Below are 14,059 nucleotides of genomic sequence, written 5' to 3'. Positions count from 1 at the left end.
GGTCGCGCTCGCCGGGGGCGCGGCTGCCAGCTGCGCGGGGACGGCCGCTTGCTTTGAAGCCACAGCGGTGATGCTTACAGGACTGCCGGCGACCACGGTCGCCGGTCGAGACGCTCGGCCGTGTGCCGCCAATTGGGGCAGGCTCGTCTCGACGGTGTAGACCCCCAGCGCAAACAGGATGGTTGCAGTCGCGAGCGCAACCGCGGCGGTGCCGAGCGGCGAGAGCGGCTTCGACAGAGGGGCCTCGGCTGAACCGGCTTGGGGCGAGACCGAACCAGGTTGAGGCGAGGGCGGCTTCGACGGGGGGCCCTCGTCCGACCCAGGTTGAGGCACGCCCGACCCAGGTTGAGGTTGAGGTACGTCCACGCCGGCCGACCCAGGTTGAGGCACGCCCGACCCAGGTTGAGGTTGAGGTACGTCCACGCTGGCCGACCCGGGTCGAGGCACCTTCACGCTGGCCGACCCAGGTTGAGGCACATCCGCAGGTTGAGGCACATCCGCAGGTTGAGGCACGTCCGACCCAGGTTGGGATACCTCCTTGTCCGTCAAGAACATCGGGCGCCACTTTAGCGGGATCGCTGCCGCACCGGATTCCCCGGTCGGCGGCCCGCCCGCCGGACGCGCAGGAGCTTCGCCGTCGGAGCCGGCCGCGAGAGCAAGCACGAACGCTGATTGTGTGCTGGAATACATGCGTGTACGTCGTCGCACATCCACTGACGTGGATTCGCAGGAGGTTGCCGCGCGGCCGTCGTGTGCTGGCCGCCGGGGTGCTCGACACCCTCGGGCTCCTGGATCGCTTCCTCTGGCTGCGCGCGAAGCTTCGGCTGCCCGTGCTCTCCGTGTTCACCTACCACCGCATCGCGGAAGTCTCGGACGTGGACGAGCTCGATCCAGGGGTCGCCGAGGTGAGCGCGCGCGAGTTCGAGGAGCAGCTCGCGGTCATCAAGACGCACGGCACCGTGGTGTCCCTCCGGGATGTGCGGCTCCTCGCGAAGGGCCGGAAGCTCCCGCCGAACCCCGTCATGGTCGCGTTCGACGACGGCTACCGTGACAACCACGACGTCGCGTTGCCCCTCCTCGAGCGCGCCGGGGTCACGGCCACGTTCTTCATCGCCACCGAGTACCCCGACAGGGGCCGCCTCTTCTGGTGGGATCGCGTCGCGCTCCTCATGCACCGGTGCCGCCGGGCGCGCGTCGAGATCGCCTACCCAGCGACGCTCGTGCTCGAGCCGCTGCGCGACCCGATCGCCGCGGCGATGCTCGTCTGCCAGACCATCAAGCACACCTCCGGGGTCGACATCGGGCGCCTCTGGGACGAGATCGAGCGCGCCACGGGGGTGTCGATCGACCTCGGCGAGGAGCGCGCGCTCGCGACCAGGACGATCATGGACTGGAACCACATCGGGGCGCTGCGGCGGGCGGGCATGGACGTGCAGTCGCACTCGCACAGCCATCGTGTCCTCCAGACGCTCTCGCCCGAAGAGGCCACTCGCGATCTCGCGCGCTCCCGCCGCGTGCTCTCCGACGCCCTGAACGAGGCCGTGTACGCGGTCGCGTACCCCGTCGGATACAGCCTGTGCGGCGCCTTCCATCGCGCCGTGAAGGAGGCGGGCTTCGAGATCGGCTTCACCAACAACTCCGGCCTTTGCATGCTCTCGTCCTTCGACCCCCTGAACTTCCCGCGCATCGCCATGGACCGCGGGCAGATCGGCGCGCTCTTCAAGCTCAAGCTGCTCATCGGCCAGCGGCCCGGCTCTCGGGCCAGCCGCTGATCGAGCAAAGACCGCGCGCCGGTCCGCCGCCGCGCAGCCGGAGCGCCTCCGCTCGCTCGACGCCGCCTCGGCCGGCGCGCGTGTGGCCTGGGCTGTGCACGTGCACGTCGCTGGTCCGGTTCTGCACGCGCATGGCCTCGATGGGCCACGAAAGCTGCTGCGCAGCCTGTTCGACGAAGGGGGGCTCCCGTGAAAGGCACAATCCATGAACGCAGCTTCCGCGCCGCCGCCTCGATGCTCGGCGCGGCCTCGCTGATCTCCGCGGCCCTCGCGTCGGGATGCGGCGGCGCGTCGACGCCCGCCGCCTCCGTGAAGGCGCCCGCGCGGCCCGCGCAGGCATCATCCGATGGGCAGGGCGCGCAGGGGGCGAGCGTCGAGCTGCGCGAGCAGCGCGAGGCCCAGCGCGCCTGGTGCGTGTACCTCGAGGAGCTCTACCAGCGGGCCACCGATCAGGCGAAGGGCTGGCCGAAGTTCGACCAGTGCACGCAGATGACGACGATGGCCTCGCCGAAGATGCTCCGCGCGACCTCGGAGTGCTCGCTGGCAGCGCTGCGGCGCTTCGATGGCGATCCCTTCACCGCCGCCTATGCGGAGGAGGTGAGCCGCTGCGGCTCCGAGGCCATGACGGCCACCACGCTCCCGCGCGCCGATCTGGCGCCGTACATGGCCGTCCTCTGCGGCCGCCTCGCGGGGTGCGGAGACCTCGACTACGACACCTGCCGGCAGAGCCTGGAGGAAGGCCTCGGCCCGCAGCTCGAGCGGGCGATCGGCGCGATGAACAGCCGCGGTCGGCACGCGGTCCGCGCCTGCTTCGGCAAGCTCGCCTGCGGCGGTGATCTGGGCCCCCAGATCTCCGCGTGTCTCGAGCCCATCATGGACGACCTGCTCTGGCTGCCGGGGTGAGCGGCCGGCGCGCCGCGCCCAGGGCTCCTGCGCGGCGCGGCGGTCAGCCGGCGGCGCCTGGCAGGCGGCAGCGCGCGATCAGGGGGACGTGATCGGACAGCCCTGCGAACGCGCCCTTGTGCCCGAACGGGTGCGTGCCCGTGAAGTCCAGCCACTCGAGGCGCTCGGACGAGTAGACGTGGTCGAGGTGCATGCGGAGGTTCATGAAGCCGGCCGTCGGGAATGCGCGCGCCTCGGTCTCGGAGAGGCATCGGACCTTGGCGAACGCGTCCACGAAGCCGATCTCCTCGCGCAGGAAGCGATCCACCGGCGAGCCTGGCAGCGAGTTGAAGTCGCCGACCACCACGAAGTTGTCGCTCCGGCGCTCGCGGTGGACGAAATCGGCGAGCACCCTCGCCTCCTCGATCTGATTCGGCCCGAACCCCATCCGCGCCTCGCCGGTCCAGAACTCCCGCGAGAACACGCTCGGCAGGCTGAGGTGGGTGTTGAACACATCGAAGCTCAGCCCGCTCTCGTGCTCGAACGACACGTGCGCGCAGATGCGCGTCTGCTTCAGGCTCTTGACCCCCCGCCGATGGGTGATGTCGTGCGGGCGCTCCGCGTTGTGGTGTCCGATGTGGAATGTGTCGCGCGCGAGCACCGCGAGCCCGGTCGTGTAGATGTTCGTCCGCGAGGTAAGCCTGTAGGCGTGCGCGGGGAAGTAGTAGGCGACGTAGCGCTCGCGCCGCTCTGCCTGCGCCAGCGCCGCGTGCAGCTCGGTCATCAGGCGATCGAGCTGTGTCTCCTCCGGGTGCCACCGCGGGTTCATCGTCGAGGACCTCAGCGACTGGGTCTCGACCTCCTGGAGGCACACGAGATCGGGCAGCGGGGACATCCGCGCGAGCGTCGTCGCGATCCGGGTGATGGCGGCGCTTGTCGAGGCGATGCCCCGCGTGCCGTGCCCGAAGTAGCGGACGTTATAGGTGACGATCCTGAGCGGCGTACCGCCGTCGCCCGGTGTCCCGGGGCCGCGTAGAGCGCCGGGCGCCGCGCGCGCCGAGGTCGGGTCCGGCGCCTGCTCCGCCGGTGTTGGGCCGCTCGAACGAGGTGGGAGGCGTCGCTCGGTCATGTATCCTCTCGCCCATGGGCAAGAACATCATCGTTTCCGAGGATACCATTCGTGACCTGCTGGAAGCGCATGCCTCCCTCTCCGCCTGGTATTATGAGCTCTGGTCGGCGCTGCGGGTCGCGAAGGCCTCGGCGAGCGCCCCCGATGATGCGGCCCGTGCGGCGTTTGTCGAGCGGATGGCCACGAGCTTCCCGGAGGTCGCGTCGATCGCCCGCTCCATCCAGGTGCCGAGGATGTTCGTCCCGCCGCCGCCCGCCGTGAGCGTGCCCCCCACAGCGGAGGTCGAGGCGGGAGGAGAAGAGGCCCCGACAGCGATCGAGCCCGCGCCCGCCCGGCTGCGGGAGCTCCACGGCCAGCCACCGAAGAGCCAGCCAGGCTCGCTCCCTGCCGATGAGTCCGCCCCAGCGCCGTCGCAACCCGCGATCGCCCCTCCACCGATGGTGGTCCCGTCGACGGTGAAATACGACACCTGACATCGAGTCGCCGCTCGGCCGGACTCGCGAGCTCTCACCACCAAGGCACGCCTCGCGTGCTCGCCCCCAGCGCGCCTCGCGCGCCGCTCCTCGCACGAACCGTCAGCGCGCCGGGCCGCTCGTCGACCATCCGCTGCGCCGCTTGGGCCGCGACCTGGAAGGCACCGAGCTCGAGGGCGGCGTCGCTGAGCGCCCCGAGCGCGAGCGCGTCGTCCTCGTCCCGCGAGCCGCTCGTCGCAGCATCGGAGCGCTGACCTCGCCTCGCGCTGGCGCTCCGCCCTGGGCGCGCCGCGGCTCTCTCGGGGGCGTCACAGGCTCGATCCGATCGCAAAAGAGCTTGCCTCGCCGGTCTGCGCCGGCAAGCTCGCCGCTCCAGCGCATCGTTCGATCGATCGACCAGCAGCGCGCAGCGCGGAGGAGATCGCATTGCCTGTCCAGACGGATGGCGACCGCCTGCAGCGGCTCTGCGCCGCGACGCTGATCCTGCACCTCTGCGCCGCGTGTGCTCGCCGCACCTCGCCGGAGGCGGAGGCGACCGCGGCGTCCTCACCGGATGCGGGCGCGACCGCGGCGCCCTCGCCGGAGGCGGACGCGGCCGCGGCGCCCTCGCCGACGTGGCCTGCGGATAACCCGCCGGGCGACGAGATCACCCCCGTCTACGGGAAGGCCGAGGGCGCGCCGGAGCCGCTCGCGGCCCGGCTGTGCGACGCGCTTCACGCGTTGCCCGCGCGGCGCAAGGCGGCGTGCTGCGGCGGCGCTGCGGGCTTCCACGCCGCCGCCGAGTGTGCGCGCGCGCTGAGCCTCGCGGTGCGCACGCGCGCGGTGACGCTGTCGACCGACGAGGTGGGCCGCTGTGTCGAGGCGATGGAACGGTCGCTCGACGGGTGCGACTGGGTCTCTCCGCTCGCCGCCCCGGTCCCGCCCGCGTGCGAGGGGATCGTGCGGGGCGCGCTCGACGAGGGGGCCCGGTGCCGGTCGTCGCTCGAGTGCGCGGGCGGGCTGCGCTGCGATGGCGCCGGCCCCACCGACGCGGGCACCTGCCGCGCCCCGCGCGCCGTGGGGCCCTGCGGCCTCTCGGTCGACGCGCTGGCCGCGGTCACCCGGCAGACGCGCTACGCCGAGGCGCACCCCGAGTGCCGCGGCCACTGCGCCGGCCGCGCGTGCGCGGATGACGTCCCGCTCGGCGGCCGCTGCGAGGCCCACGCGGCCTGCGGGCGGGGCCGCCGCTGCGTCGACGCGCGCTGCAGCGAGGCGGCGCTGCCCCCCGCCGGCGCCGCCTGCATCGGCGGGCTCTGCGCGGCCGGCGCGCGGTGCGTGGACGGGCGCTGCGCGGCGCCGAAGGCCGAGGGCGAGGCCTGCACGCGCGACGGCGAGTGCCGCTCCGCGTGCGTTCGACGAGGGCGCGGGGCCGCCGCAGGCGGCGCGTGCGGGATGCGATGCGCGGCGCCGTGACAGGCGAGCTCCGCGCGCGGCGCCGTGACAGGCGAGCTCCGCGCGCGGCGCCACGTCGGGCGGCTCAGGGCCGGAAGTGGCCCTGGGTCGCGCCCTCCCAGGCCGTCGCGAGGTAAGGGAAGGCCGGGAGGAAGCGCGCGTCGTTCGCGGCGACGCCGTCCCCCGCCGTCGTGCCGAGCGCGCCGGTCAGCATGAGCGTGAGCACCGCGTCGGTGACGTCGGTCTGCTCGTGATCCGCGCCGGGGACCAGCGCCCGGCCGTTCGGGAAGCCCGACGGCATGCCCAGATCGATCCGGAGCACGTCGCCGAAGGTCTCCAGGTTGTGCCCTCCGAGGCTCGCGGGCTTCAGGTTGAAGGTGTCGATGAGGTCGGACCGGCCCTGCTTCAGCGCCTCGGGATCGAAGGCCGCGAGCGGCTGGCCTGCCTGGTAGAGCCCGGCGAACTCGGCGTCGCGCACCAGGATCGGGTTCAGGAAATAGGCCCCGAAGTTGGCGAGATCGTCGCGCGGGTGCGCGCGGTTGTACTTGTCCTTGTCCTGCAGGCCGATGATCCAGGTGTTGATCAGCGGCAGGCCGACACGCGAGACCTGGACCCAGGGACCGAGGCCGTCTTCCTTGCCGTTCGCGCGCAGGATCCGCACCTTGCGGCGGCTCGCGGAGGCCCAGATGCCGAGCGTCTGCCGGTCGCTCGGCCCCGGCGTCGGCTCCGCGCCGCCGTTGACCGCGGCGAGCGGGATCTCGAGCGCGAGCGTGTGGACGTTGAAGCCGGCGAGGTTGTCGCGCGCGGTGCACGACGGGTTCGGCGCCGCGAGGAGCGGGCACAGCCCCGCCAGATCGGACGCGCGGCCGAGATCCGCGTAGTACCCGTCGTCGCGCGGCCCGGCCCAGGCGCGCCCCGCGCCGCCCGCCATCTGCTTGAGGAACTTCGAGGACGTCGCGAAGGCCGGGTAACCGCCGCCCGTGATCCGGTAGGCGAGCTGGTTCGTCCTCCTCCCGATGTTCGGCGGCGCGACCGGGGCGTCCCTCAGGAGCACAGCCGACGCTCCGCCCTCGATCTTCGTCACGGTGTACGTCTGCTCCCCGCCGGCGAGCTGCGAGAAGAACTCGTTGCCGCCGCTCGGCGCCGGCGTGATCCCCGCCGGATCCGCCGCCGGGTACGGCCTCGTCGAGAACCGGAACTGATAGGTCAGCGCGTCCTCGAGGCTCGACGGCCCGCGCGCGACGTGCACCTCGTAGAGCACGTCGTCCGAGAAGCCGTGGAAGTTCGGCCCGCTGGCGGGCTCCTCGAGCGGAATGTAGCTCGCGAGGATCACGAGGTTGCCGCCTTCCACCCACGCGTACAGGTCGGTGTTGTCGGCGGCCGGATCCCTCGCGATGGCCGGCGCCTCGCGGTGGCTCGACGCCGCGGCGAGGCCGGGCGCGCTGAGCGCGACGGTCGCCGTGAAGACGGCGACGGCGCGCGACGGTCGGTGGATCATGCGTGCGGGTCCTTCCATCGCTCCTCTGAGGCTCATTGCCTGAGCAGGAACACCGAGCCTTGCTCCTGGGCGCTGTGATCGACGAACGCGAAGACGTCGGCGCCCCTCGCCCGGTGCAGCCCCCCGGGCTCGTCGTGGCCAGGCGCGCCGGCGGCCGTCGCCGACCGCGCCCCGGACGCCACCTCGATCCATACGACCTCGTCGGCGCCTCGGGTCGGGTCGCGCGTGAGCACGAGCAGCGCCGCGTCGTCGCGCGTCAGCGCGATGCCGCACGGATAACCGACGTGGAGCCCGGTCGCGAACGGGCTCACGAAGCCGTCCTCGATCCTGAAGATGGTCGCCGTCTTGTCGGGGCTCGCGAGGGTGTCGCAAACGAAGATGTCGCCCGGGCCGGCGACCGCGATCCCGCTCGGGTCGACCAGCGGGCTCCCCTTGGCGAGCGCCGACACCTCGCCGCCGCGCGCCGGCAGCGAGAACACGCCGGGCTGGCCGTCGTCGCGATCGCGCCCCGAGAAGATGATCCGCTCCTCGTTGTCCGCGCCGCGGGCGACCTCGAGGCCGCGCGCCTGCAGCCCCTCGCCGCCGTCGATCGGGGCGACCGCGCCGTCGGGCAGGTCGATCGCGAAGAGGGCGCCCGCGTCGTCGAGCGCCGGGCCGCCCGCGCCTGGGTCGGCCACGAAGAGGCGACCGCCGTCCGCGCTCGTCGCGATCCCGAGCGGCGCGACGAGCGGCGGCCCGGCCGCGATCTCGGCGGCTCCGGCGCCGCCTTGCGCGCCGATCCTGAAGACGCCGGCCCTGCCGTCCGCGCCGAGGCCTGTGAAGTACACGTAAGCCCCGCCGGTATCCGGCGTCGCGTCGAACGCGATCGCCGGGACGAGCGGCGAGACCGCATAGGGAGCATCACCCCCCGCGCCGCCCCCGCCTCCCGTACCGCTCGCCGCAGTTGTGCCTGGCGCACCTCCGGTGGAGCTCGCGCTGGTCCGTCCGGGCGGATCCTCCGCGCGGCTGCAGCCCGGGTTGCTCGCGGCGGCCGCGAGCGACGCGACAGCGCACAGCACACCGGCGCTTCGCCGGAAGTCCCCCCTGGCTTCCGTCATGCCTGCTCCTCCCGAGGGCGCCGTTCGTGCGCTCGGCTCGCGCGGCGCGCCCTGGCGCACGCGACGCGAGCCGCACGGCGATCGCGCGGCGCTGGACGCTGCCCGTTCTGCCACGGGGCTCCCGGATCGAGTAGGCCCCGGCCGGGCTGCGCGCGACAAAGCCGCGTGCACCCTGCCTCTCGTGTCCGGGGTCGCCTGCCGGCGCTCAGGCCCATGAGCAGCGCCGCCGCCCGGACGCCGTTCCCCCGTCGACCCGCTGACTGCCCCGTTTTATAACGAAGTCATGTTCGATGTCGCTCGGTCACTGTACGTACGGGCGTTGGAGGACATCCGTGCGGCGGGTCTCTACAAGGAAGAGCGGATCCTCGCGACGCCGCAGGGGCCGGTGATCCGGACCGAAGGTGGCGCCGGGGTCCTCAACTTCTGCGCGAACAACTACCTTGGCCTGTCGTCGCACCCGGCGGTCATCGCGGCGGCGAAGGAGGCAATCGACACGCACGGCTTCGGCCTCTCCAGCGTGCGCTTCATCTGCGGCACGCAGGACCTCCACCGGCGGCTGGAGTCCCGGATCGCCCGCTTCTTCGGCACCGAGGACGCCATCCTCTACTCGTCGTGCTTCGACGCGAACGGCGGCCTCTTCGAGACGCTCCTCGGCGAGGAGGACGCCGTCATCTCGGACGCGCTGAACCACGCGTCGATCATCGACGGTATCCGCCTCTGCAAGGCCGAGCGGCACCGCTACCCGAACGGGGACATGGCCGCCCTCGAGGACATCCTCCGCGCGACGGCCGGCAAGCGGCTCCGGCTCATCGCCACCGACGGCGTGTTCTCGATGGACGGGTACCTGGCCAAGCTCGATACCATCTGCGATCTCGCCGACAAGTACCGCGCGATGGTGATGGTCGACGACTCGCACGCGACCGGGTTCATCGGGCCGACGGGCCGCGGGACCGCGGAGCTCTGCGGGGTCATGCACCGCGTCGACGTGATCACCTCCACCCTGGGCAAGGCGCTGGGCGGGGCGAGCGGCGGCTTCACGACCGGCCGGCAGCCGATCGTCGACCTGCTCCGGCAGCGATCGCGGCCGTACCTGTTCTCCAACACGCTCGCCCCGGCCATCGCCGGCGCCTCGATCGCCGTCTTCGACCTCATCGACGCGGAGCCCTCGCTGCGCATGCGGGTGATGGAGAACGCGCGCCGGTTCCGGCAGGGGATGACGCAGGCCGGCTTCACCATCAAGCCCGGCCCCCACCCGATCGTGCCCATCATGCTGGGCGAGGCGCAGCTCGCGAACGAGATGGCGAAGGCGCTGCTCGCCGAGGGCATCTATGTGATCGGCTTCTCGTACCCCGTCGTGCCGAAGGGCCAGGCCCGCATCCGGGTGCAGCTCTCGGCCGCGCACGAGCCCGAGCACGTCGATCAGGCGATCGACGCCTTCCGGCGGGTCGGCGGGCGCCTCGGCGTCGTCGCCTGAGCGGCTCAGTACCGGAGGATCACCTTCGGGTGGCTCGAGATCGCCTCCTGGAAGGCCGCCGCGTCGTAGTCCTCGAAGTCAAACACCGTCCCCTCGCCCCGGTTCAGGATGACCTCCCAGATGAGGTCGTGGATGTTCGGATCGCGCGACTCGAGCAGGTGGCGCGTGATGTGCCACGTCTCGAAGATGCGGCGGCCGATCACGCTGTGGAGGCTGATGCCGTCCACGATGAGGCGATCGAAGTTCTCGATCACCGCGTCGCCGCTCTTCAGGCCGAAGAGGATCACGTCGCCCCCGCGCCTCGCCGCGTGGATCGCGTTGTTGACGCTGCTGTTCACGCCGCTCATCTCGAGCACGACGTCGACGCCCACGCCGTCCGTGAGCTTCCGCACCCGCTCCGTCAGCTCGGGATCGCTCGCGTGGGGCCGCTCGGGGCTCGCCCGGTGCGGGCGCAGGACGGCGTCGGCGCCCAGGCGGCGGGCCATCTCGGCGTTCCGCTCCGCCGGCTCCACGCCGATGACGTAGATCGCCCCCATCGCGCGGGCGATCGCGATCGCGAACAGGCCGATGGTGCCGCAGCCGAAGATGGCCACGCGCTTGCCGCGGAGGTTCACCTTGGTGCACGCGTGCACGGCGTTGCCGAACGGCTCCTGCACCGCGGCGACCTCGGGCCGGATCCTCGCGATGTCGGTGCGCCACAGGTTCTTCGCGGGCAGCTTGACGAGCTCGGCGAAGCAGCCATCCTCGCTGATCCCGATGATCTTGTCGTCCGCGCACACGTGGGTGTCGCCGACGCGGCACTGGTAGCAAGCGCCGCAGGCGATGTGGCTCTCGGTCGACACGATGTCGCCGACCTCCAGCCCGAAGGACCGGCGCGCGTCGGTCCCGAGATCGACCACGCGGCCGAGCAGCTCGTGGCCGATCGTGCGCGTCGCCTTCCGATCGCGCTCGAGCGACGAGAGGATCATGTCCTTGAAGGCGCTGCGGAACCAGATGCCGCGATCCGAGCCGCAGAAGCCCGTCATGATCGGCTTGACGAGGACGCTCGCGCGGTCGTGGTAGTCCCTCGCCTCATCGATCGCCGGACGCTCGACCTGATCCTTGGACAGCCCGACGGTGGACTCCCACGGCTGCTTCTCGCGGTTGTACGTCAGCGCCCACATCGCGTCGCTCATGCACCTGGCTCCTGTTCGGGGTTCGAGGCGCACGCAGCTGGCGCACGGGCGCCTCGGGCACGTGAAGCGTGGCGCGTGAACGAGCGAGCGCCCACTAGAAAATTGCGCTCGGGTTGATCACGTCTCCGGCGTCTCGCTCGGCCTCTTCGGCTCGATCTCGCGGCGCCCCGGGCGCACCGTCTGCACCGTCGCCCTGAAGCGGATGACTCGCCGCGTCGACCGTGAGGCGGCGGGACCGCACACGCGCGTGGGGGGAGACCGCGCTCCCACGCGCTGCTGACGGGGCTTCAGCGGCGCTTGGACTGAGGGCGCGCGGGCGGGGGCGGCGGGGTCGTCTCGGAGACGGGGGGCCGCTCGCGGAGGCATTTGTCGAGGCCGTCGTGCAGGGCCGCCTCGTGGGCGCCGGGGAGCTTCGGGCGCCCCATGACGTTCACGAAGAGGCGATCCTGCGCGATGCCGCCGCCGGGGCCGAAGCTCATCCACACGAACATCGCGCGACCCTTGATGTGATCGAAGGGCACGCCCGCGCCGAGCCCGCCGCGCCAACTGCGCGAGTCGTGGCTGTTGTTGCGGTTGTCGCCCATCACCCACGCCTCGTCGGCGGCCACCTTGAAGGGGCCCTGGAGATCGCCGCAGATGCCGCCCCGGCACGTGGAGCCCGGTGTGCAGTCATCGCTCTCCACGCACATCATGCCGTCGGGGTTCTTCTCGTAGAGCGTGAAGTACGACTTGTCTCCGAGGTACTCGACGAACAGCTCCGCTTGCCGGCCCTCGTAGTGGTAGGGGCCGACGTGACAGTGGGGGACGAGCCAGCCGTTGATGACGGGGCGGCCGTTGATCGCCTCCAGCGTGTCGCCAGGGACGGCGATCGTCCGCTTGATGAAGTCCTGCTCCTTGTTCTCCGGGAACTTGAACACCATCACGTCCCCGCGCGACGGTGGCAGGCGAGGGAAGAGGCGCTGGTCGGTCCAGGGGATGAGCGGGCCGTAGGTGAACTTGTTGACGAAGATGTGGTCGCCGACCATGAGGGTCGGGATCATCGAGCCGCTCGGGATCTTGAACGCCTCGACGACGAAGGCGCGCAGGAGGAGCGCGACGGCCACGGCGATGCCGATCGACTCCGCGTACTCGCGCATCTCGCCCTTGCGCCAGCGGCCGAGGTGCTCGCCGACCGCGCGATCGGCGCGGCTGTGCGCGGCGTCGAACTCGTCGGCGTCGAACGTGTCGGCGCTCATCGCGCGCTCGAGGGCCGCGATCGCCTGCGTCACCTGCTCGCGCTCGCCGGTCGTCAGCTCGCGCTCGACGTCACGCTTGCGGCTGCGCAGGATCCGGCTGGCCTCCTCGAGGAGCGCCGCGGCGTCCTCGAAGCGAGCGCGCGCCTTCGGCGGGATGTCCCGGCGGCCGCCGACGCCGATCGTCGACGCGAACGGCAGCTCGTGGCGGAACCGCCAGAGGACCATCGCGAAGATCGTGAAGAGCACGATGCCGGCCGGGATCTGCTGCTCGCCGACGAAGACCCGGAGCGGCTGGGAGCTCCCTCCCGCCGGCGGGGTGAGCAGCCAGACGTTCAGGACCGCGAGCGCGAAGGGAACGATGCAGATCCACACGAGGTGGAACAGGAAGCGCAGCGGCGCCCGGCCGTCCCTGCCCCCTGGCGGAGGAGAGCTGCCAGTCGAGCGCGGGTCCGCGCCGCCGGTCGCCTTGGCCGCGCTCACGCGCGGCTCCGAGCTCGCGCTTCCCCTCATCGAGGGTTTGAACTCCGAGCTTGCGGACCGACTGGCCGCGACCGACGGGACGCTCTGGGGTTGATCATCGGGGCGCGGCGGCAAGAGAGAGCTTATGTATACGCCGCCCCTCGCCGCGGCAAGTGCGCAGGCACGGCGGGCGACGCGCGGTCCGTCGGCGTCGTCGCCCGCGTGTCCTCGTTCGCCCTCGTCGCCCTCGTTTGCCGTCGTCTGCGCTCGTTTGCCCCCGTCAGGGCGCGTCTCCGACCTCGACGGCGTAGCTCACGAGGGCCGCGCGGTCGTCGCGGGCGTACGTCGTTGGCTGTGTCCGCCCCGCGGCGCTCGTGTTGTCGATGACCAGGTAGTACTGCCCCTTGGGCAGCGGCACCGTTCGCCGCCAGGGGGCGCCGGAGTACACAGGCTCGTCGAGCAGCGGCGCGGCTGTCAGGGGCGCCGGCGCGGGCTGCGTCAGGTACGCCTGGAGCCACGGCTCCCCGCTGCCTCGAGGCACGAGGATGACGTCCACGCCGGGCGCGCCCTCGACGGCGACCGTGAGCGTCAGGGCCTCGCCGTTGCCCGCGATCTCCAGCGGGCCGATGGTATCGCGCTGCTCCTGGTGCACCTCGGTGCGCTCGTTCGCCAGGAGCAGCTTGCCGTTGTCGCGGCGCTGGTACGGGGCGTCGGGCCGCTGCCCCTTCTCGATGATGCCGAGCCCGAACTGCACGGCGCCGTCGTCGTCGCGGATGACGGTGAACCCCCGGGCGATCTCGGTCTTCAGGAGCTGGGCGCCGAGCGCGTTCGCGTACGCGCTGCCCTGGGCGAGCGACACGCCGCCGAGCGAGATCGCGCTGGGCTGCTCGATGAGCTTGGTCGTGAAGGTCGCCGCCGTGGTCGAGCGCTGGCGGAAGTACACGTACATCGTGTCGCCATCCATCAGGAAGTCGTGGTCGTACTCGACGGCCGCGCTCGCATCGAAGCTCATGCGCTTCGTCAGGTTCGTCCAGACGACGCCGCTCCCCCCGAACTGGAGGAACAGGTGCCCGTTCGCGAGCTCCTGGGCGACGCACGAGCCCGGGTAGAACCGGCCCGTCACCGGATCCTCGTCGCGGAGGCGCAGCGGCACGCTCCGCTTCCGCATCTCGCTGCAGAGCTGGCTCGTCGCGAAGGCGAGGATGGCCCTGCGGAGGGACAGGTTTCCCGGATCGTTCACGACGCCGGGCATCACGCCGAGCGCGCCTTGGCCGCACGCGCCGCACACCGTTCCGAGCAGCGAGAGGCAGAGCGCGAGGCCGAGCGCGCGCAGCGCGGCGGTGCGGAAGAGCATGGGCGCAGCATAGTCGAAACACCGGCGGGTCGAGCGGCGCGCCGGCGGGTCGAGCCGCGCGCCGTGAGGCGCGTCGCCTT

At 72.0% G+C, this 14,059-nt stretch carries 11 protein-coding genes; 5 read left to right on the top strand and 6 right to left on the bottom strand.

What is annotated here, in order from left to right:
* The first annotated feature begins 734 nt into the window (after positions 1-734).
* Both WMF14_RS39285 and WMF14_RS39280 read left to right on the top strand, forming a co-directional pair.
* On the top strand, positions 735-1,772 hold the full coding sequence (locus WMF14_RS39285) for a polysaccharide deacetylase family protein (RefSeq protein ID WP_437794888.1): 1,038 nt from the start codon (positions 735-737) through the stop codon (positions 1,770-1,772).
* Positions 1,773-1,961: 189 nt separating this feature from the next.
* Positions 1,962-2,675, top strand: a complete 714-nt coding sequence (locus tag WMF14_RS39280) for a hypothetical protein (protein ID WP_437794885.1) — start codon at positions 1,962-1,964, stop codon at positions 2,673-2,675.
* Positions 2,676-2,718: 43 nt separating this feature from the next.
* On the opposite strand, the gene WMF14_RS39275 is transcribed toward WMF14_RS39280, so the two are convergent.
* Positions 2,719-3,783, bottom strand: a complete 1,065-nt coding sequence (locus tag WMF14_RS39275; RefSeq protein ID WP_437794882.1) for an endonuclease/exonuclease/phosphatase family protein — start codon at positions 3,781-3,783, stop codon at positions 2,719-2,721.
* Between the two features lie 14 nt (positions 3,784-3,797).
* On the opposite strand from WMF14_RS39275, the gene WMF14_RS39270 reads away from it, so the two are divergent.
* Both WMF14_RS39270 and WMF14_RS39265 read left to right on the top strand, forming a co-directional pair.
* Complete coding sequence (locus WMF14_RS39270; protein ID WP_437325108.1) at positions 3,798-4,256, top strand: hypothetical protein; 459 nt, start codon at positions 3,798-3,800, stop codon at positions 4,254-4,256.
* Positions 4,257-4,682: 426 nt separating this feature from the next.
* A complete protein-coding gene (locus WMF14_RS39265) occupies positions 4,683-5,708 on the top strand; it encodes a hypothetical protein (protein WP_437794880.1) in 1,026 nt (341 codons plus the stop codon).
* 64 nt (positions 5,709-5,772) lie between these two features.
* Here WMF14_RS39265 and WMF14_RS39260 read toward each other — a convergent pair whose 3' ends face one another.
* Positions 5,773-7,185 carry a DUF4331 domain-containing protein gene (locus WMF14_RS39260; RefSeq protein WP_437794878.1) on the bottom strand — a complete coding sequence of 471 codons (1,413 nt, stop codon included), beginning with the start codon at positions 7,183-7,185 and terminating at the stop codon, positions 5,773-5,775.
* A 32-nt stretch (positions 7,186-7,217) separates the two neighbouring features.
* Positions 7,218-8,282, bottom strand: coding sequence for a hypothetical protein (locus WMF14_RS39255; RefSeq protein WP_437794875.1), 1,065 nt, complete (start codon positions 8,280-8,282; stop codon positions 7,218-7,220).
* Between the two features lie 283 nt (positions 8,283-8,565).
* On the opposite strand from WMF14_RS39255, the gene kbl reads away from it, so the two are divergent.
* Positions 8,566-9,756, top strand: coding sequence for a glycine C-acetyltransferase (gene kbl, locus WMF14_RS39250; RefSeq protein ID WP_437794873.1), 1,191 nt, complete (start codon positions 8,566-8,568; stop codon positions 9,754-9,756).
* 5 nt (positions 9,757-9,761) lie between these two features.
* Here kbl and WMF14_RS39245 read toward each other — a convergent pair whose 3' ends face one another.
* The 3 genes from WMF14_RS39245 to WMF14_RS39235 form a co-directional block, all read right to left on the bottom strand.
* On the bottom strand, positions 9,762-10,931 hold the full coding sequence (locus WMF14_RS39245; RefSeq protein ID WP_437794870.1) for a zinc-binding dehydrogenase: 1,170 nt from the start codon (positions 10,929-10,931) through the stop codon (positions 9,762-9,764).
* A gap of 287 nt (positions 10,932-11,218) precedes the next feature.
* Entirely contained in the window at positions 11,219-12,646 is a 1,428-nt protein-coding gene (gene lepB / locus WMF14_RS39240) for a signal peptidase I (RefSeq protein WP_437794868.1), read from the bottom strand.
* Between the two features lie 259 nt (positions 12,647-12,905).
* Complete coding sequence (locus WMF14_RS39235; RefSeq protein WP_437794865.1) at positions 12,906-13,979, bottom strand: hypothetical protein; 1,074 nt, start codon at positions 13,977-13,979, stop codon at positions 12,906-12,908.
* Positions 13,980-14,059 lie beyond the last annotated feature (80 nt).

Source organism: Sorangium sp. So ce693 (genome assembly GCF_051521375.1).
Classification (GTDB): Bacteria; Myxococcota_A; Polyangia; order Polyangiales; family Polyangiaceae; genus Sorangium; species Sorangium atrum.
This window is presented reverse-complemented; position numbering and strand designations above follow the sequence as displayed.

Excerpts from the sequence above, each read along its gene's own strand:
- WMF14_RS39235 (WP_437794865.1), bottom strand. The coding sequence starts at position 13,979 with ATGCTCTTCCGCACCGCCGCGCTGCGCGCGCTCGGCCTCGCGCTCTGC.
- WMF14_RS39260 (WP_437794878.1), bottom strand. The coding sequence starts at position 7,185 with ATGATCCACCGACCGTCGCGCGCCGTCGCCGTCTTCACGGCGACCGTC.
- WMF14_RS39270 (WP_437325108.1), top strand. The coding sequence starts at position 3,798 with ATGGGCAAGAACATCATCGTTTCCGAGGATACCATTCGTGACCTGCTG.
- WMF14_RS39245 (WP_437794870.1), bottom strand. The coding sequence starts at position 10,931 with ATGAGCGACGCGATGTGGGCGCTGACGTACAACCGCGAGAAGCAGCCG.
- WMF14_RS39255 (WP_437794875.1), bottom strand. The coding sequence starts at position 8,282 with ATGACGGAAGCCAGGGGGGACTTCCGGCGAAGCGCCGGTGTGCTGTGC.
- WMF14_RS39275 (WP_437794882.1), bottom strand. The coding sequence starts at position 3,783 with ATGACCGAGCGACGCCTCCCACCTCGTTCGAGCGGCCCAACACCGGCG.
- kbl (WP_437794873.1), top strand. The coding sequence starts at position 8,566 with ATGTTCGATGTCGCTCGGTCACTGTACGTACGGGCGTTGGAGGACATC.